This window comes from Bacillus sp. SG20033, from assembly GCF_044570195.1.
Classification (GTDB): Bacteria; Bacillota; Bacilli; order Bacillales; family Bacillaceae; genus Bacillus; species Bacillus subtilis.
This window is the reverse complement of the sequence record NZ_CP172606.1, coordinates 3,293,334-3,309,561: the sequence shown is the minus strand read 5'-3', so window position 1 is coordinate 3,309,561 and position 16,228 is coordinate 3,293,334. Positions and strand designations below refer to the sequence as shown.

The window sequence follows — 16,228 nt, the reverse complement described above, 5'->3', positions numbered from 1 at the left end:
CAGTGTTAGAGTACGGATTTAAAGATGACAGCCTGTCATTACATACAGACCTTTATCAGATCAATATGGCGGAAACGTACTGGAGAGACGGCATTCATGAAAAGAAAGCGATTTTTGAGCTGTTTTTCAGAAGGCTTCCGTTTGAAAATGGCTATGCCGTATTTGCAGGCTTGGAAAAAGCCATTGAATACTTGGAAAATTTCAAGTTTACGGATAGCGATTTGAGTTATTTACAGGATGAACTCGGGTATCATGAAGATTTTATTGAATATTTGCGCGGCTTATCTTTTACAGGTTCACTTTACTCCATGAAAGAAGGAGAGCTCGTTTTTAACAATGAGCCGATTATGAGGGTGGAGGCACCCCTGGTAGAAGCGCAGCTGATTGAGACAGCTTTGCTCAACATTGTGAACTATCAAACATTAATCGCAACAAAGGCTGCCCGGATTAAAGGCGTCATTGGTGATGAAGTTGCGCTTGAATTCGGAACAAGACGGGCGCACGAAATGGATGCGGCCATGTGGGGAGCGAGAGCAGCCTTAATCGGCGGCTTTAGCGCGACAAGCAATGTAAGAGCCGGAAAGCGCTTTAATATCCCGGTTTCCGGCACACATGCGCATGCGCTTGTGCAGGCTTACCGCGATGAATATACCGCTTTCAAAAAATACGCGGAAACACATAAGGATTGCGTTTTCTTAGTTGACACGTATGACACGCTTCGTTCAGGCATGCCGAACGCGATTAGGGTTGCCAAGGAATTCGGCGACCGCATTAATTTCATTGGTATCCGTCTGGACAGCGGCGATTTGGCGTACCTGTCAAAAAAAGCCCGGAAAATGCTTGATGAAGCAGGATTTACAGATGCGAAGGTGATTGCTTCAAGCGATTTGGATGAGCACACCATTATGAATTTAAAGGCTCAGGGAGCGCGCATTGATGTCTGGGGTGTCGGTACGAAGCTGATCACTGCCTATGACCAACCGGCTCTCGGCGCAGTTTATAAACTCGTTGCCATTGAAGAGGACGGGAAAATGGTCGACACGATCAAAATTTCGTCCAATCCTGAAAAAGTGACGACACCGGGCAGAAAGAAAGTCTACCGCATTATTAATCAGTCCAACCATCATTCTGAAGGCGACTATATTGCGCTTTATGATGAGCAGGTGAATGATCAGAAGCGGCTCAGAATGTTCCACCCGGTTCATACATTCATCAGCAAATTTGTCACGAATTTTTATGCGAAGGATCTTCATGAGCTGATTTTTGAGAAAGGTATTCTTTGCTACCAAAACCCTGAGATTTCAGACATACAGCAGTATGTGCAGGATAACCTCAGCCTGCTTTGGGAGGAATATAAGAGAATCAGCAAGCCGGAGGAATACCCGGTTGATTTAAGCGAGGACTGCTGGAGCAATAAAATGCAGCGGATCCACGAAGTGAAAAGCAGAATTGAAGAAGAGCTTGAGGAAGAATAAAGAAAAACTGGCCTTTCGTTCGCGAAGGGCCAGTTTTCTTTATGTATATATTATTTTTCATGTTTAGACAATTTTCGTCAAATTATTTGATATACTTAGGGGTGAAAGCCGCGCGTATTGTAAGGGGGATAAATCAATGAGGGTGTTTGTTGCAAGACAGCCTATTTTTAATAGAAAAGAACAGGTTGTTGCTTATGAACTGCTGTATAGAGAAAGCGAAGAGAACGTGTATAGCGCTAAAGACGGCGATCAGGCAACAACAGATTTGGTGATCAACAGCTTTTTAAACATCGGAATTGAGAAGCTGACGGAAGGGAAACGCTGTTTTGTTAATTTTACGGAAAGCCTGATGTTTTCGAATCTTCCCACCTCCTTCAATCCGAAACAGCTTGTCATTGAAATCCTTGAAGATATACCGATCACGCCGGCCCTCATTTCTAGATGCAAAGAATTGAAAAAAATGGGGTATATGCTGGCGCTTGATGATTTTTATGCAATAAACCCGCAAGATGAGGACTTACTGGAAAAACTCATGAGCTATATTGATATATTGAAAATTGATTTTCTCAAAACAACACGAATGGAACGCAGAACAATTTTGCAAACCTACGGCTGCCGCGGCCTTATTTTTTTAGCGGAAAAAGTAGAGACCCGAAAAGAATATAAACAGGCGGCCCAAGACGGCTTTCAATTATTCCAAGGCTACTTTTTCAGCGAGCCGCGCATCATCAGCGGGCATGACCTATCGACTCATTTCTATTCTTACTATGAACTGCTTAACGAACTGAGCAAAGAGCAGCCTAACATAAAGCGTGTGACAGAGTACATAGAGCGGGATTTATCACTGTCCTATCAGATTTTAAAATTTTTAAACTCATCCCACAGCCGTTTGAGCCAGAAAATTGAAAGCATTCAACAGGCCATAATGCTGCTGGGATTTAATGAAATCAAACGGTGGATATATATTCTTTCCTTTAAGGATTTAAGCAGGAAAGGGCATTCCAGCAAGCACGAAATCATTAAGATTTCTTTGATAAGAGCAAAGCTTTGCGAACTGCTGGCGAGAAAGACATCCCGGCCGCAGCCTGCTTCTTATATGCTGATCGGAATGTTTTCTCTCATAGACACCCTCCTGCATAGAGAAATAGAGGAAATTGTTCAAGAATTGCCTTTAAAAGATGAAGTCGGGCAAGCATTATTAGGCCATCAAAACGACTACTACCAAATGCTTGAGCTTGTGAAATTAATTGAAAGCAACAACTGGGACACTTGCTCAGAATTAGGCAATCAACTCGACAAAGAAGAAGCGTATGAATGTTATCTTGAGGCTCTGGAATGGTGTCATAATCTTATGGACGCAAAATGATTGCGGTCCTCTGACCACCGCAAAGCAAGAATCATTCGGCTTTGCGTTCCGATAAGGCTGATATAGATGCCGTCGGGATTAAAGACCGTATCCACTTCATGCCGGACGCCCATTTGTTTGATCAGGCGCTTTATGGTTTGTTTATCGGACTGCTCGGCTGCGGTCAGAATGCGGCGCGAGAGCTCCCGCGAGCCCGCAATGCGGCCGAGAACGAGCTGGGCATCCGCAAATATCCCTGCGGCCTGCTTCGCTGAACGGATAAAGGTATCAATATTGTTGGCAGGAGCGGGCGGACGGCGTACCTCATACGGATACACGTAAAACCAGGGATAACGATATCTCATGGGAGCACCTCACAAAAAAAGGATGTTTCTATATGTATAGATCCCTAATTGCCGAATATGACAAAGCGAAAAGGCCACAACTTTAGCGTTGCGGTCTTTTTCGGTGTTTGTCGGTCAGGAAACGCCAAGAATCGCATATTCAATTTTGAAAATACGGTATGAAGGACTATAGTCTTGCTTAGTAAAAATGTGAAACCCGTTAAAATCAAGGAGATTAAGAATCTTTCTCAATTTCAGCACATATAAACGCTCTTTCGCATAGAAAGATAGTCCCGTTCTTATTGTGATTCCTTTGAGCATAAGGACCTATTTAGATTTGCGGTGTCACGCAGGACTTTTTTGTATACTTTTCGGTGAAAAATGAGCCGAAAGCAGATACACTATTAGTAACAGATCAAATACCTAGGACTCGTTCACCATACACAATTCATTGATCTTTCAAAAAAAGGAGTGTGGAAACGATGGAAAAGAAACTTGAAGAAGTAAAACAATTGTTATTCCGACTCGAACTTGATATTAAAGAAACGACAGATTCATTACGAAACATTAACAAAAGCATTGATCAACTCGATAAATACAATTATGCAATGAAAATTTCGTGAAAAAGACTTGGAAACAAGTCTTTTTTTTCGTTCTACCGATACAATAAATGGATAAAGTATTATATGATTGTTAAAAAACGAAAAACCTGCTGTCCTTTAAATGTCCCATTTAGTAAAATGGAATGGGAGGGGGGAAGTCGTTATTGAGCAGATATGTTTAGATTCTGTCCGGATCAAGGAGAAAATGAAGGAGATTGTAGATGAAAATATTTCAAATGAAGACTTAAAAACAAAACTTATTTCTTTTATTGAAGAAAAAAAACAATTTTCATTTGCAGAATTAGCTTATCACCATTACATAGCATTTGACGGAAAAGATGTTACAGCAATTGAGTTGTTGGCTTCTGGTATAGAACTTTTAATTTTATCTGCTGACATTTTTGACGATATTGAGGATAAGGACAATCTTCAGGCTTCTTGGATGAAAATAGATCCTTCGATAGTGATTAACGCAGCTACTACACTTTATACATTAAGTTTGCAAGTGATAAGTTTAGTTTCAAACAAAATGCAACTTCTAAGTCTGACTTTACAATATTCACTTCAATCTTTACAAGGGCAACATGCAGATTTAAATGTAAAAATCTCTTCAGAATCAGAGTATATTGAAATGATTAAACTTAAGTCAGGTTCTCTTGTAACATTGCCTAGTGTTCTTGGTGTATATTTGGCAACTGGAGAAATTAATGAAACAGTCGAGGAGTATTCACTTTATTTGGGTATAGTCGAGCAAATTGCGAATGATCACCATGGGCTATATTATCCTGACAATAATGACATAAAAACTAGACACAATCTTGCCTTCTACTATCTAAAAAATAAATATAACCAATCATCGATTGACTTATTAAATTTTTATGCGCAAGAAAATAATCAGATAAATAACATGGATGAATTGAAAAAGAGGTTACAAGGATCAGGTGTAATCCAATACCTGAATGTTATTAAAAATATAGCACTGGAAAATTTTAAAGAATCGTTCAAAAAACTGAGATTAGATGAACAAAGAAAGAATAAACTACTTGATCAATTATTAAGGGGGAATATAAATTGAAACATATCGATAAAATCATCAGCCATTTAGTAAACAATCCGGAAGCTTTTGATCAATTTAAGAATGGGAACTTAACCTTGCTAAATATAAATGAAAAAGAAAAGAAAGCAATATTATATGCGTTTGAAGAAGGAGAGGCACCGAGAACAAGCAATTGGCCCCCAATAGAAACTATCAGTAGTTTTTTTGAGGATGATAAAAGAAAAAGTTTTATTTAATTATGGGATGATGAGATGCACAGAAATAATAACTTCTATAAATATTTGTCTCTAGCTTTTATCATTTTAAGTTTTGTTTATGTGATCTACCTCTCTTATATTTCTGTTTTTAATATCTTTGTAGGTGCGGATGTGAAGATTAATGAACAGGGTAAGTTAGAGGTTACCAAAGTTGTGGATTATACAGATGAATATTATTCGGGTGTAAAAAAGGGTGACATCATTCTCGAAGTTAATGGGCAAAAAGGAAGTGAAATCCAGTTAGAAAGCGGAAGATTGGTCAATGTAGAAAGCTTAACTGTTGAAAGAGATAATAAATCATTTCATTTACAAAATGTAAGCCTAATAAGTGAAGAAAATTTATTTATGTATCTCATTCCGCTCATATCTTATTCAATCTGTTTATTTTGTATATTTTTTGTTTACAGAATAAATAAAGTAAGAAAATCACCTTCTGCTTTTGTTTTAATCTTATTTTTGTTATTTGTATCAGTAGCATATGTAAGTGCCTGCGGGGCAAGAAGAGGTGAAGAGGTTAGCACTTATCTACTTGTCCTCACTTTAGTAAGTTGTCCGATTTTATATATACATTTCATATATAAATACTTTGCGGAATTGGGTACAAAGTTATTCAAAAAGAAGATTTTAATCATTATGTATATACTTCCACTCGTAAACCTGTTACTAGAAGCTGTTTTGAGTAATAGATTAAATTCTTCGGCTTTTTTGTCAAACTTGAACTTGATTTCCTTTTTTGTCCTAGTCCTTACTGTATCTATTCTTATCCATCAAGGGATTAGAAAAATCAAACAAAATGAGCAAAAGTCAATTTTAAAAATCCTTGCTTATATAAATATCCTGTCTTTTAGTCCCTTTATTATCTTTTTTGTTATTCCCTATGTGTTGTTTGATAAGTATCTTTCACCCTTTAGTTTGGCAGCTTTTACACTTGTTATACCTTTTTCTTTAGTGTATCAATTTATGACAAATAGACTTTATAATATTGACTTTGTTGTAGGACGGCTTAAATACTATGGATTTTTAGCCATTACACCTACTGTTATTGTGGTCACCATATTTAATTACATTCAAAAACCAGAAGATAACTTTTACTCCGTTAAACTAACAGTTGTAATATATTTGCTTATGTTTGCTGTCTTTTACTTTAAAGAAATCATTGATTTTCGTTTCAAGTTGAAAAGATTTACAGAGAAATTTAATTATCAAGATGGGATTTTTAAATTTACTCAGTTGATTAAGCAAGCATCATCAGTAGATCAAGTACTTAATCACTTTAAAAATACAATCCTAGAAGTATTAAACATAGATAATGCTTGCGTGTATGATAATTCTAAAGGGGAAATCACCCTTCTTAGTAAGAACAACTTTAAAGATTTGACTTATAAAAATCATGAGCAATATGTGAAAAATTTTTCTGGTGATATCGGTAAAATTAAAGAGTTTAAACAAGGTTTTATTATTAAAATAGGTGAACGAGGAGACAGATCATTTTTAGTACTCTGTTTCTCAAGTTATAATACTTTTAAATTAACAAGGGATGAAATTGCATGGCTTCAAACATTAGCATTTTATACAAATGTCTCATTGGAAAACGTTATGAAAATCGAAGAATTGATGGTGCATCTTGAGGATTTAAAACAACAAGAATCCAACCCCGTATGGCTCAAAAAACTCATGTACACGATCGAGGAAAAACAACGCTCGGATCTCGCCCGCGATCTCCACGATTCGGTTCTTGAGGATTTGATTTCCTTAAAACGCCAGTGTGAGCTGTTTTTGGGTGATTTTAAGAAGGATGACAATCCGTGCCGTGAAGAGGTGCAGGACAAGCTTGTACAGATGAATGAGCAGATGTCTGATGTGATTTCGATGACGAGGGAGACGTGTCATGAGCTGCGGCCGCAGCTTCTGTATGATCTTGGATTGGTGAAGGCGCTGTCGAAGCTGGTGGCGCAGCAGCAGGAGCGGGTTCCGTTTCATATCCGTTTAAATACCGGGAGATTTACGGCTTCCCTTGATCTGGATTCGCAGCTGAATTTGTACCGGATCATTCAAGAGTTTCTGTCTAATGCGGTCAAGCACTCTCAGGCGACGGATGTGCTGATTATGCTCATCAGTATTCAAAACAAAATCGTTCTTCATTATGAGGATGATGGCGTAGGATTTGATCAGGAAAAGAATACTGAGCATTCCATGAGCATGGGGCTTTCTGGCATTAAGGAGAGAGTCAGGGCTTTAGATGGGCGCCTTCGGATTGAAACAAGTGAAGGAAAGGGCTTTAAGGCTGATATTGAAATCGAATTGTAATGGATTTATAACGGAAACGACTTGGCACAGGCCAAGTCTTTTTTATAAAATGGAAAAGAGTGAGTAAAAGGGAGGAAAACATGAAAAAGATACTAGTGATTGATGACCATCCGGCTGTCATGGAAGGCACCAAGACAATTTTGGAAACGGATTCGAATTTGTCTGTTGATTGTCTCAGTCCTGAACCGAGCGAACAGTTTATCAAGCAGCATGATTTCTCGTCATATGATCTCATTTTAATGGATCTGAATTTAGGCGGCGAGGTCAATGGGATGGAGCTTTCTAAACAGATTTTACAAGAGAATCCTCATTGTAAAATTATCGTGTATACCGGTTATGAGGTCGAGGATTATTTCGAGGAAGCGATTCGTGCGGGTCTGCACGGTGCCATCAGCAAAACGGAATCTAAAGAAAAGATCACCCAATACATATACCACGTACTCAACGGAGAAATTTTAGTCGATTTTGCTTACTTTAAACAGCTGATGACTCAGCAAAAAACAAAGCCGGCTCCTTCCTCTCAAAAAGAACAAGATGTGCTCACACCTAGAGAATGCCTGATTCTTCAAGAAGTTGAAAAGGGATTTACAAACCAAGAAATCGCAGATGCCCTTCATTTAAGCAAGCGGTCCATTGAATACAGCTTGACATCGATTTTCAATAAGCTGAATGTCGGTTCACGGACGGAAGCGGTTTTGATTGCGAAATCAGACGGTGTACTTTAAATGTTGGGGGTGTAGATGATGGATACGAAACACACATTGCTTGAAGCGCTTGGTATAGAGATTGTTGAAAACACAGCGGAACGATGCGTTGCGGTCATGCCGGTGGATCATCGGACGGTTCAGCCGTTCGGATATTTGCATGGGGGCGCTTCAGTGGCCCTGGCGGAAACAGCGGCGAGCGCAGGTGCACAGAACTTGATTGATCATTCAACACAGGCTTGTGTCGGTTTGGAGATTAACGCCAACCATTTAAAATCTGTAAAGGAAGGAACGGTAAAGGCGATAGCCGAGCCCGTTCATATCGGCAGAACGACGATTGTCTATCATATTCACATATATGACGAGCAAGAGAGGCTGATCTGTATATCCAGATGCACGCTGGCTGTCATCAAGAAATAAAAAAACAGCCGGAACTCTGCCTGTCCGGCTGCTTATTTTTATAAATAAGAATCCTCTTTTCGTTTAATCACAAAGTTTCTGATTCCGTTATAGTCATCCTGTACACTTCTCTCATCAAGCTTGACGCCGGAGTTATACGCAGCACGGCAGATCAAGTGCCCGCCGATAGGCGACGTAATAAAGATAAAGAGAATCCCAAGCAGGATTTTAGCGGAGAGCTCCCCCGTCACAAACCACAAATAGAAGAAGACACCGAGCAGAATCATATTGACACCTAATGTTGAGCCTTTAGAAGCAGCATGAGCGCGTGTAAACACATCGGGAAGGCGAAGTACGCCAAATGACGCAATGAGGCATATTAGAGCACCCAGCAAAATGAATACAGCCACAACGACCTTAGCGGTTTCGATCATTTTCGATAATCTCTCCTTTCTCCAGGAACTTGGAAAATGCGATCGTTCCAATAAACGATAAAATCCCCAGCAGCAAAATAATATCCAAAAACGCACTTGTTTTCAGCAAAATGGAGACAAGCGCCGTGATTGCGATCAGATTGATGCCGATTGCATCCAGAGCCACCACCCGGTCAGGCACAGTCGGCCCTTTAATGACACGAATGACATACAAAAAGGTAGACACTGCCATAATGCCGAGCGCGATTTGCAGGATCAGCGTAAACATCACCGGCTCACCTCCTGTATGGCTTTTTCAAATGACTCCCGAATGTCAAAAATCGCTTTTTCCGCATCCTCGATATCCATTGCATGAATATAAAGTATTGTTCTGTCATCCGAAATATCCATCACCAAGGTTCCCGGCGTTAATGTAATGAGCAGAGAAAGCAGGGTGATTTCCCAGTCCTTCGTCAGTTCAGTTTTAAAAGCAAAAATACCCGGTCTGATATTCAGTTTTGGAGATAAGACTGATTTCATCACACTGACATTGGCAAGGTACAGTTCCTTTATAAAAATGAAACAGAGCTTGATGATAGAAATCAATTTCCATAGATAAAACTGGCGAGTGAAAAAGCGCCGGAAGAAAAAGAGAGAGAGCATTCCCAGAATATAGCCTGTAATGAATCCTGCGGCGCTTGGACTGTTGCTTAAGAACATCCAGCAAAAAGCGAGAAACACATTTAATAAAATTTGAAATGCCATGCGATCTACTCCTTCAGAACAGCTTCGATATATTTTTCCGGATTCAGCAGCGTCTCGGCCGCTTGATCAACGTAAGGCGACACCCATTCTGTACCCAACCCGAAGAGAAGAGACAGCAAGAGAAAAATAGCTGCCGGATAAAGAAGTCCTTTAGCTGTTCGATGATTTGGTTTTGGCGTTTCTTTTTCTTCGCCCCAAAACGCATGTATAAAGATCCTCAGCACAGAGTACAGTACGAGCAGACTTGAAAGCAGAATCAGCATGGATATCGTAAATTCACCTTCTGCGAAGCCGCCCTCCGCAATTTTAAATTTGCCGACAAATCCGCTCAGTGGCGGAATGCCTGCAAGAGAAATAGCAGAAATGAAAAACATCCATCCAAGAACAGGATAGCGTTTGATCAGCCCGCCCATTTTATGCAGGTTCGCAGTTCCAGTCAATGCGATCAGCGTACCCGCCAGCATAAACAAAGCGCCCTTAATCAGCATATCGTGAATCAGATAGTAGATCACGCCCTGAATAGATGCGGGGGTGTGTACTGCCACACCGAACAAAATCACGCCGACAGCGGTAATAATGTTATAGATCACAATTTTCATGACATTTGAATAAGCGAGTGAACCGATCACACCAAAAATCACAGTCAGCGCCGCCAGCCAAATCATCAGCTGATGGGTAAAGGCTGTATCGTGAATAAAAATCAATGTGAAAACCCTTGCAATCGCATATAACCCGACTTTTGTCAGCAAAGCGCCGAACAACGCGGAGATTGCTGCCGGTGGCGCGTAATAAGAGCCTGGAAGCCAAAAGTAGAGGGGGAAGATTCCGCCTTTCATGCCAAATACCAAAAGCAGCAGGACACCAATCACAGTGATCAGCCCGGTTTGTCCTGTTTCGCTGATTTTCACGCTAAGATCCGCCATGTTTAACGTGCCGGTTACAGCGTATAAAAAGCCGACCCCTATGACAAACAGGGCAGACGATACGATATTAAACACAATATATTTAAGGGATTCCCGCAGCTGAATTTTTGTGCCGCCTAATACAATCAGCATATAGGAAGCAATAAGCAGAAGCTCAAAAAATACGTACATATTAAATAAATCGCCTGTTAAAAACGCTCCGCTGACGCCGGCAAGCAAGAACTGAACGCCGGAGTAGTAAAAGGAGCGCTCCCGTTTTTCACCGACAGAACGGAAGGAATAAAGCCCAACCAATAAACCGATGACCGCTGTTGTGAGAACGAGAAGGCTGGCGAATTGGTCTGCGGCAAGCACAATGCCGTACGGCGCTTTCCATCCGCCTAGGCTGAGTGTCTGGATACCTTTTGTGAAGACAGTCTGTACAAGTATGCCGCTAATCACAATCCCGATGGCCGATGCCGCCGTGCTGAAGATTCTCATGAGCATAAGATTCTTCGTCATGAAAATCAGAAGAATAGCCGACAAAAGCGGGATCAGAATTGGCAAAATAACAAAATTATTCATGTTGATCATTTCCCCTCATTTGATCCATATCGTCCGATTTCAATTCCTGATAAGCGCGAAAGGCCATGACGAGGATGAATGACGTAACGCCAAAAGAAATGACAATTGCGGTCAAAATCAGGGCTTGCGGAAGCGGATCGACAAATGATTTGGCATGCTCGCTCAAAATCGGAGCGGCGCCTTTCTTTAATCCTCCCATAGTCAAAAGCATTAAATGAACGCCATGGCTTAACAGTGCTGTTCCGATAATGACGCGAAGCAGGCTTTTAGACAGCAGCAAATACGTAGCAGCCATAAAAATAATACCGGCTAATACAGCCATTAAGATTTCCATTATTCTTCCTCTCCAATCGTTTGAATAATGGTCATCGTTATGCCTACGACAACAAGATAAACGCCTAAATCAAATATCGTCGCTGTGGCGAGCTCCGTTTTCCCAAGGATCGGCAGCTGAAAGTATCCGAATGTGTGGGTTAAAAAAGGAGCCCCGAAGACAAAGGAGCCAACGCCTGTTAATACAGCGAGCAGAAGGCCGGCTCCCGCGACATAAATGAAATTGACCGGCAAAAGGGAACGCACGGTTTTTAAATCATATGCCAAGAGCAAGAGAACGATGGAAGAGGACGTGATCAGTCCGCCGACAAAGCCTCCTCCGGGCGCGTTATGCCCTGATAAAAATAAATAGAAAGAGAAAAGCAAAATGATAAAGGATACAAGCTTTGTCGCGGTTTGAAGAATCAAGTCATTTGTTTTTTGTTCATTCACCGCTTTTCCCCTCCTCTTTTACTTTTGTTTTAATCATGCTGTAAATGCCGAGAGCGGCTATCGTTAATACCGTAATCTCAAACATTGTATCAAATCCCCTGAAATCAACGAGAATGACATTGACGACATTATCCCCTCCGCCGAGATCGTGGCTGTGTTTGACAAAGAAGGACGCAATGCTGTCTTTTGTCCGCTGGCTTGAGGATGCGATACCGAGCAGAGTAACGATAATACCAACGCCTAAAGAAATGATAAAATTCGTCATCCGGAACGTTCGCGTTTTTGTTTTCAGCCTCAGTTTCGGCAAATGGTAGAAACAAAGCAGAAACAGTGCCACAGAAATCGTTTCAATGACGAGCTGAGTCAATGCCAAGTCCGGCGCTCTGAAAATGACAAAAAACAATGCAAGCGTATAACCGACAACGCCGAGTGCAATGATCGCCGTCAGTCTTGACCTAGCAAAAACAGTCGCCACTGTGGCGCTGATCATGACAAGCGTCAAAATGATTTCGTATACACCGATTTTAGCCATGCCTTCCGTTTTAAATGAAAATACGCCTTTAATGGCAAAAGCTCCGCCTATCAGAATGATGAAACCAGCGAAGATATACAGCAAATAATCTCTTAAAAACCCGGTCATATATTGTTTTGTGACCCGGTAAGAGCCTTTCTCCATCAGAGTCAAAAGCTTATCGTATAACCGGTTGAGTGTGAGTTTCGAGGGAAACAGTTTATAGATTCCCTTCCACTTATTCAGCGACAAATAACCAATTGTTCCGATCACAACAATACCCGCAGTCATGAGCAATTCCGTTGTAACCCCATGCCACTGTGAAATGTGAACGTGGAATTTCTCATGGCCGTCAAGCAGTGTCGGATAGATTGAGTTCATCGCAGGCTCTATCAAGCTGTACGACAATATATTCGGGAAAAAGAAGAGACTGACAGCCAAAGCGACAAGAATGACCGGTGGTACGAGCATGCCGACAGGCGCCTCGTGAGCCGGTTTTTCAAGCTGCTCAGGCTGGTAATTTCCTCTGAATGTTTTAAACAGCAATTTCATGCTGTAGATAAACGTAAATACACTTCCGATCCAGGCGAAAAGAGGGAACAGAACGCCCCATGTCTGCACGTTGAACAGGTCAAAATGTGTCACGCGAAGCATGCTTGTGAAAAACATTTCTTTACTCAAAAATCCGTTAAACGGCGGTAGGCCGGCCATTGAAAATGTCCCGATTAAGGAAATGGTAAATGTAATCGGCATAATTGCCATCAGGCCGCCTAGCTTCCGGATATCCCGTGTGCCTGTTTCGTGATCGATAATCCCGACTGCCATAAACAAGCTTCCTTTAAAGGTTGCGTGGTTGATTAAATGGAAAATGGCAGCCATAGCGGCAACTGTATAATATTCTGTATGGCCGTAATGAAGGGCCGCAGCACTGACTCCGAGCATGGAGATGATCATGCCGAGCTGGCTGACGGTTGAAAACGCCAAAATCGATTTTAAATCAGTTTGTTTCACGGCATGGAATGAACCCCAAACCATTGTAAAGAGGCCAACGAGGGACACGATCCAGAACCACTGAGCTGAAAAGGCGAAAATAGGACTGAATCTCGCAATCACATAAATGCCGGCTTTTACCATAGTAGCTGAATGGAGATAAGCGCTGACAGGCGTCGGAGCTTCCATTGCGTCAGGGAGCCAGATGTAAAAAGGAAATTGCGCTGATTTCGTAAAAGCCCCTAATAAAATGAGAATCATAGCCGGGATAAACAATTCGTGGCCGGCAATTAATTGAACCTGATGAACCATCTCTCTAATACTGAAGGAATCCGTTATCAAATAAAGGAGAATAAATCCGCCGAGCATGCACAGCCCGCCGCTGACCGTAATCAAAAGTGATTTGGCTGCGCCATAGCGCGACTTTTCCCGCTTATACCAATAGCCGATCAGCAAAAAGGATGAAAGGCTTGTAAGCTCCCAGAACATGTAGAGAACCATGACATTGTCTACTAGAACGACGCCGAGCATGGCGCCCATGAACATCAATAAGTAGACATAAAAGGGCCCAAGCTGTTCTTTTTCTTTCGATAAATAAAAAATGCTGTAAAGAGTGACCAAAGAGCCAATGCCTGTGATCAGTAAAGCGAATAATAACCCGAGGCCGTCTATATAAACGGTAAAGTTAATGCCGAGTGACGGAATCCACTCTAATACCGATCGAAGTGTTTCTCCAGATTGTGTCATCCTGATCATTGGGAGAAAGTATATAAACAGCAAGACGGGCAAGATCAACACAAACCAGCCCGTATGCACTCTTTTTGCGTATTTTGCCAAGAAGGGAATGATAAAAGCAAATAAAAAAGGCGATAAAATAGCAAGTTGTAAGAGCTGCAAAGATAAGACCTCCTTTTCTCGTTCTCAATTGAAAAATGCGCTATGTATGAAATATACGGTCAAACGACCTAGTCCAAATTATATCGCACTTTTCTGCAAGCTGCCACGCTTCGAACTGCTGTAATGGGTTTTTATGAGTTCTTTTGACCTCAAAATAAGTCTAACAAAAAAGAGGTTATTTGTATATTTAAAATCAATCCTGATCAAGCTGAAGGAAAGGAGCTGGTCATGTGAAAAGAAAAGTCGTGATGTGCTCAGGTTTATTCTGCTCAGTATTTGCAGGGGCATTCATGTTGAATCAATATGACGGGCGTAGCGGTGTGGCGGCTAGTGATGAGTGGGAGCTGTATTTACTGGAGCACCACCTGTCAGCCAGAATGAGTGAGATGGAATCAAAGGATCTGCCGTTTGGTCCCCGAGAGTATATTCGGATTGTGAATAAATAAAAAAAGAGTTCCGCATAAAACGGAACTCTTTCTGTTTATGAAGTGAAAAAACGAAGCAACACTGTCGCGCAAATAACTGTGCCTGCACCGCCGAGACGGGTTGAAATTTGGGCGAACGGCATAAGGCCCATTCTTCCTGATGCTGATAAAATGGCAACATCACCCGTTCCGCCGAGGCCGCTGTGGCAGCAGGTAACGATTGCGGATTCAACCGGATACATGTTCATCAGCTTGCCTACAAAATATCCAGAACCAATCATCGCGATAACAACTGAAATACAAATGATGACAAACGGAATAGAAATCACAGACGCTACGTCATCCAACGGAATAAAGAGAATGCCGAGACCGACCATCAGCGGCCATGTAAAGCTTGAAGAAATAAACTTATAAAGCTGGTAAGCGCCTTCCTCCATTTTTTTCGGAAGAATATTCGCATACTTGACAGCCGCAGCTGAAATAATCATTAAGATCGCGCCCGGGATGAAGATGAATTTCTCCAATAACCCGCCAAAAATAAAGAATGTACACGCGAGCAGAACTCCTGCTCCCATTAGCTTAAAATCAATTTTTGCTTCGGCTTCTTTTTGATTGAAAATCTCATTTGCTTTTTTAGATTTTACGAGACGTCCGTTCCCATTTAGATCTGGACGCTTATCGCCAAGCTTTTTCATTAAGGCTGCACATATGATAGCAAAAACGTTTCCTATAATTGCGGCTGGGACCAGCTGAGACACAAATACATCAGCGGATGAGCCCAGTATTTGTGAATAGGCGATTGAAAGCGGCAAAATTCCTTCACCTATTCCCCCGGCAATAATCGGGACAACAACAAAGAAAAAGGAATCATAGGCACTATAGCCAAAAATAAATCCGACAAGGATGCCGGCTGCAACGGCCGCGATCGTTCCTGCAACCAGTGGAACGAACATTCTGATAAACCCCTGTATTAAAACAATTCTGTTCATACCGAGGATACTTCCCACAACAAGGCAAGCGATATAGAAATAAAGGAAGTTAGACGTTTTCATCAAGTTGGTTACAGCGTCTAAAGATGTTGAATTCAGTACATTGTAAAAGACTAAAAATGAAGGAACAAACAAAGATAAAATAGCAGGGCCGCCAATATCCTTCAATATCGGTATGCGTTGGCCTATGTCTCCGAGAAACACACCAAGAATCATAATGATGGCAAACCCGCCAAGCATATTTGCCGGCAGCTCATTGTAATAGGCTGCAAGAATAATAATAACAGCTAATACCGTGTATAATGGCAGAGGAATCACACCGATTTCCCAAGACCAGATTTTTTGAAACAGGTTTTTCTCCTGTGAGTCTTTTTGCTCAGGTGAAATTGTCCCCGTTTTTGGAATTGCTCCCATGTCATACACCCCCATGTATTGTTTGTTACAGTCTACAAGAAAGCGTTAACACTTCATATTTTTTTAAGTTAAAAAACTAATA

The 16,228-nt window shown here is 41.3% G+C and carries 19 protein-coding genes; 9 read left to right on the top strand and 10 right to left on the bottom strand.

Going from position 1 to position 16,228, the window contains the following annotated elements; all coding sequences use genetic code 11:
- The first annotated feature begins 2 nt into the window (after positions 1–2).
- Together ACFVP7_RS17525 and pdeH are read left to right on the top strand one after the other, a co-directional pair.
- Positions 3–1,475 (top strand): nicotinate phosphoribosyltransferase, encoded by a 1,473-nt coding sequence (locus tag ACFVP7_RS17525; protein ID WP_003228788.1) that lies wholly within the window; start codon positions 3–5, stop codon positions 1,473–1,475.
- A 136-nt stretch (positions 1,476–1,611) separates the two neighbouring features.
- Positions 1,612–2,841 (top strand): cyclic di-GMP phosphodiesterase, encoded by a 1,230-nt coding sequence (gene pdeH / locus ACFVP7_RS17520; protein WP_338730756.1) that lies wholly within the window; start codon positions 1,612–1,614, stop codon positions 2,839–2,841.
- On the opposite strand, the gene ACFVP7_RS17515 is transcribed toward pdeH, so the two are convergent.
- Entirely contained in the window at positions 2,817–3,185 is a 369-nt protein-coding gene (locus ACFVP7_RS17515; RefSeq protein WP_017695529.1) for a hypothetical protein, read from the bottom strand. The two genes, pdeH and ACFVP7_RS17515, sit on opposite strands and share 25 nt — an antisense overlap.
- A 114-nt stretch (positions 3,186–3,299) precedes the next feature.
- Positions 3,300–3,425 (bottom strand): hypothetical protein, encoded by a 126-nt coding sequence (locus ACFVP7_RS17510; protein ID WP_338730755.1) that lies wholly within the window; start codon positions 3,423–3,425, stop codon positions 3,300–3,302.
- A gap of 221 nt (positions 3,426–3,646) precedes the next feature.
- On the opposite strand from ACFVP7_RS17510, the gene degQ reads away from it, so the two are divergent.
- The 6 genes from degQ to ACFVP7_RS17480 all read left to right on the top strand — a co-directional run bounded on the left by degQ (position 3,647) and on the right by ACFVP7_RS17480 (position 8,511).
- The gene (gene degQ / locus ACFVP7_RS17505) at positions 3,647–3,787 is read left to right on the top strand and encodes a degradation enzyme regulation protein DegQ (protein WP_003220708.1); all 141 of its coding nucleotides are present in this window, start codon (positions 3,647–3,649) and stop codon (positions 3,785–3,787) included.
- 184 nt (positions 3,788–3,971) lie between these two features.
- Positions 3,972–4,841 (top strand): polyprenyl synthetase family protein, encoded by an 870-nt coding sequence (locus ACFVP7_RS17500; RefSeq protein WP_169037713.1) that lies wholly within the window; start codon positions 3,972–3,974, stop codon positions 4,839–4,841.
- Positions 4,838–5,059, top strand: coding sequence for a competence pheromone ComX (comX, locus tag ACFVP7_RS17495; RefSeq protein ID WP_014114983.1), 222 nt, complete (start codon positions 4,838–4,840; stop codon positions 5,057–5,059). The genes ACFVP7_RS17500 and comX overlap by 4 nt, the downstream gene beginning before the upstream one ends.
- A 15-nt stretch (positions 5,060–5,074) precedes the next feature.
- Positions 5,075–7,387: a histidine kinase gene (locus ACFVP7_RS17490; protein ID WP_396582572.1), complete on the top strand. Its 2,313-nt coding sequence runs from the start codon at positions 5,075–5,077 to the stop codon at positions 7,385–7,387.
- 80 nt (positions 7,388–7,467) lie between these two features.
- Positions 7,468–8,112 carry a two-component system response regulator ComA gene (comA, locus tag ACFVP7_RS17485; RefSeq protein WP_003220716.1) on the top strand — a complete coding sequence of 215 codons (645 nt, stop codon included), beginning with the start codon at positions 7,468–7,470 and terminating at the stop codon, positions 8,110–8,112.
- Between the two features lie 18 nt (positions 8,113–8,130).
- Entirely contained in the window at positions 8,131–8,511 is a 381-nt protein-coding gene (locus ACFVP7_RS17480) for a hotdog fold thioesterase (RefSeq protein ID WP_017695528.1), read from the top strand.
- A 38-nt stretch (positions 8,512–8,549) separates the two neighbouring features.
- Here the strand turns inward: ACFVP7_RS17480 and mnhG are convergent, their stop codons facing one another.
- Genes mnhG through ACFVP7_RS17445 form a run of 7 tightly spaced genes read right to left on the bottom strand, consistent with a single transcriptional unit; the run spans position 8,550 to position 14,318 of the window.
- Complete coding sequence (gene mnhG / locus ACFVP7_RS17475; protein ID WP_003244302.1) at positions 8,550–8,924, bottom strand: monovalent cation/H(+) antiporter subunit G; 375 nt, start codon at positions 8,922–8,924, stop codon at positions 8,550–8,552.
- Positions 8,908–9,192 carry a Na(+)/H(+) antiporter subunit F1 gene (locus tag ACFVP7_RS17470; RefSeq protein ID WP_003228814.1) on the bottom strand — a complete coding sequence of 95 codons (285 nt, stop codon included), beginning with the start codon at positions 9,190–9,192 and terminating at the stop codon, positions 8,908–8,910. The genes mnhG and ACFVP7_RS17470 overlap by 17 nt, the downstream gene beginning before the upstream one ends.
- Positions 9,192–9,668 (bottom strand): Na+/H+ antiporter subunit E, encoded by a 477-nt coding sequence (locus ACFVP7_RS17465; RefSeq protein WP_003228815.1) that lies wholly within the window; start codon positions 9,666–9,668, stop codon positions 9,192–9,194. The genes ACFVP7_RS17470 and ACFVP7_RS17465 overlap by 1 nt, the downstream gene beginning before the upstream one ends.
- 5 nt (positions 9,669–9,673) lie before the next feature.
- Positions 9,674–11,155 (bottom strand): Na+/H+ antiporter subunit D, encoded by a 1,482-nt coding sequence (locus ACFVP7_RS17460; RefSeq protein ID WP_338730754.1) that lies wholly within the window; start codon positions 11,153–11,155, stop codon positions 9,674–9,676.
- On the bottom strand, positions 11,148–11,489 hold the full coding sequence (locus ACFVP7_RS17455) for a Na(+)/H(+) antiporter subunit C (protein ID WP_003220730.1): 342 nt from the start codon (positions 11,487–11,489) through the stop codon (positions 11,148–11,150). Before ACFVP7_RS17455 ends, ACFVP7_RS17460 begins: the two co-directional genes overlap by 8 nt.
- On the bottom strand, positions 11,489–11,920 hold the full coding sequence (locus ACFVP7_RS17450; RefSeq protein ID WP_003228819.1) for a Na(+)/H(+) antiporter subunit B: 432 nt from the start codon (positions 11,918–11,920) through the stop codon (positions 11,489–11,491). Before ACFVP7_RS17450 ends, ACFVP7_RS17455 begins: the two co-directional genes overlap by 1 nt.
- The gene (locus tag ACFVP7_RS17445; protein WP_396582569.1) at positions 11,913–14,318 is read right to left on the bottom strand and encodes a Na+/H+ antiporter subunit A; all 2,406 of its coding nucleotides are present in this window, start codon (positions 14,316–14,318) and stop codon (positions 11,913–11,915) included. Before ACFVP7_RS17445 ends, ACFVP7_RS17450 begins: the two co-directional genes overlap by 8 nt.
- Before the next feature lie 230 nt (positions 14,319–14,548).
- On the opposite strand from ACFVP7_RS17445, the gene ACFVP7_RS17440 reads away from it, so the two are divergent.
- On the top strand, positions 14,549–14,764 hold the full coding sequence (locus tag ACFVP7_RS17440; protein ID WP_015251336.1) for a hypothetical protein: 216 nt from the start codon (positions 14,549–14,551) through the stop codon (positions 14,762–14,764).
- 35 nt (positions 14,765–14,799) lie between these two features.
- Here the strand turns inward: ACFVP7_RS17440 and maeN are convergent, their stop codons facing one another.
- Positions 14,800–16,146 carry a sodium/malate symporter MaeN gene (gene maeN / locus ACFVP7_RS17435; protein ID WP_003244241.1) on the bottom strand — a complete coding sequence of 449 codons (1,347 nt, stop codon included), beginning with the start codon at positions 16,144–16,146 and terminating at the stop codon, positions 14,800–14,802.
- Positions 16,147–16,228 lie beyond the last annotated feature (82 nt).

Coding starts and splice junctions, on each gene's coding strand:
- comA (WP_003220716.1), top strand. CDS start 7,468: ATGAAAAAGATACTAGTGATTGATGACCATCCGGCTGTCATGGAAGGC.
- maeN (WP_003244241.1), bottom strand. CDS start 16,146: ATGGGAGCAATTCCAAAAACGGGGACAATTTCACCTGAGCAAAAAGAC.
- ACFVP7_RS17480 (WP_017695528.1), top strand. CDS start 8,131: ATGGATACGAAACACACATTGCTTGAAGCGCTTGGTATAGAGATTGTT.
- mnhG (WP_003244302.1), bottom strand. CDS start 8,924: ATGATCGAAACCGCTAAGGTCGTTGTGGCTGTATTCATTTTGCTGGGT.
- ACFVP7_RS17500 (WP_169037713.1), top strand. CDS start 3,972: ATGAAGGAGATTGTAGATGAAAATATTTCAAATGAAGACTTAAAAACA.
- pdeH (WP_338730756.1), top strand. CDS start 1,612: ATGAGGGTGTTTGTTGCAAGACAGCCTATTTTTAATAGAAAAGAACAG.
- ACFVP7_RS17465 (WP_003228815.1), bottom strand. CDS start 9,668: ATGGCATTTCAAATTTTATTAAATGTGTTTCTCGCTTTTTGCTGGATG.
- degQ (WP_003220708.1), top strand. CDS start 3,647: ATGGAAAAGAAACTTGAAGAAGTAAAACAATTGTTATTCCGACTCGAA.
- ACFVP7_RS17470 (WP_003228814.1), bottom strand. CDS start 9,192: ATGTTTACGCTGATCCTGCAAATCGCGCTCGGCATTATGGCAGTGTCT.
- ACFVP7_RS17490 (WP_396582572.1), top strand. CDS start 5,075: ATGCACAGAAATAATAACTTCTATAAATATTTGTCTCTAGCTTTTATC.
- ACFVP7_RS17460 (WP_338730754.1), bottom strand. CDS start 11,155: ATGAATAATTTTGTTATTTTGCCAATTCTGATCCCGCTTTTGTCGGCT.
- ACFVP7_RS17455 (WP_003220730.1), bottom strand. CDS start 11,489: ATGGAAATCTTAATGGCTGTATTAGCCGGTATTATTTTTATGGCTGCT.
- ACFVP7_RS17515 (WP_017695529.1), bottom strand. CDS start 3,185: ATGAGATATCGTTATCCCTGGTTTTACGTGTATCCGTATGAGGTACGC.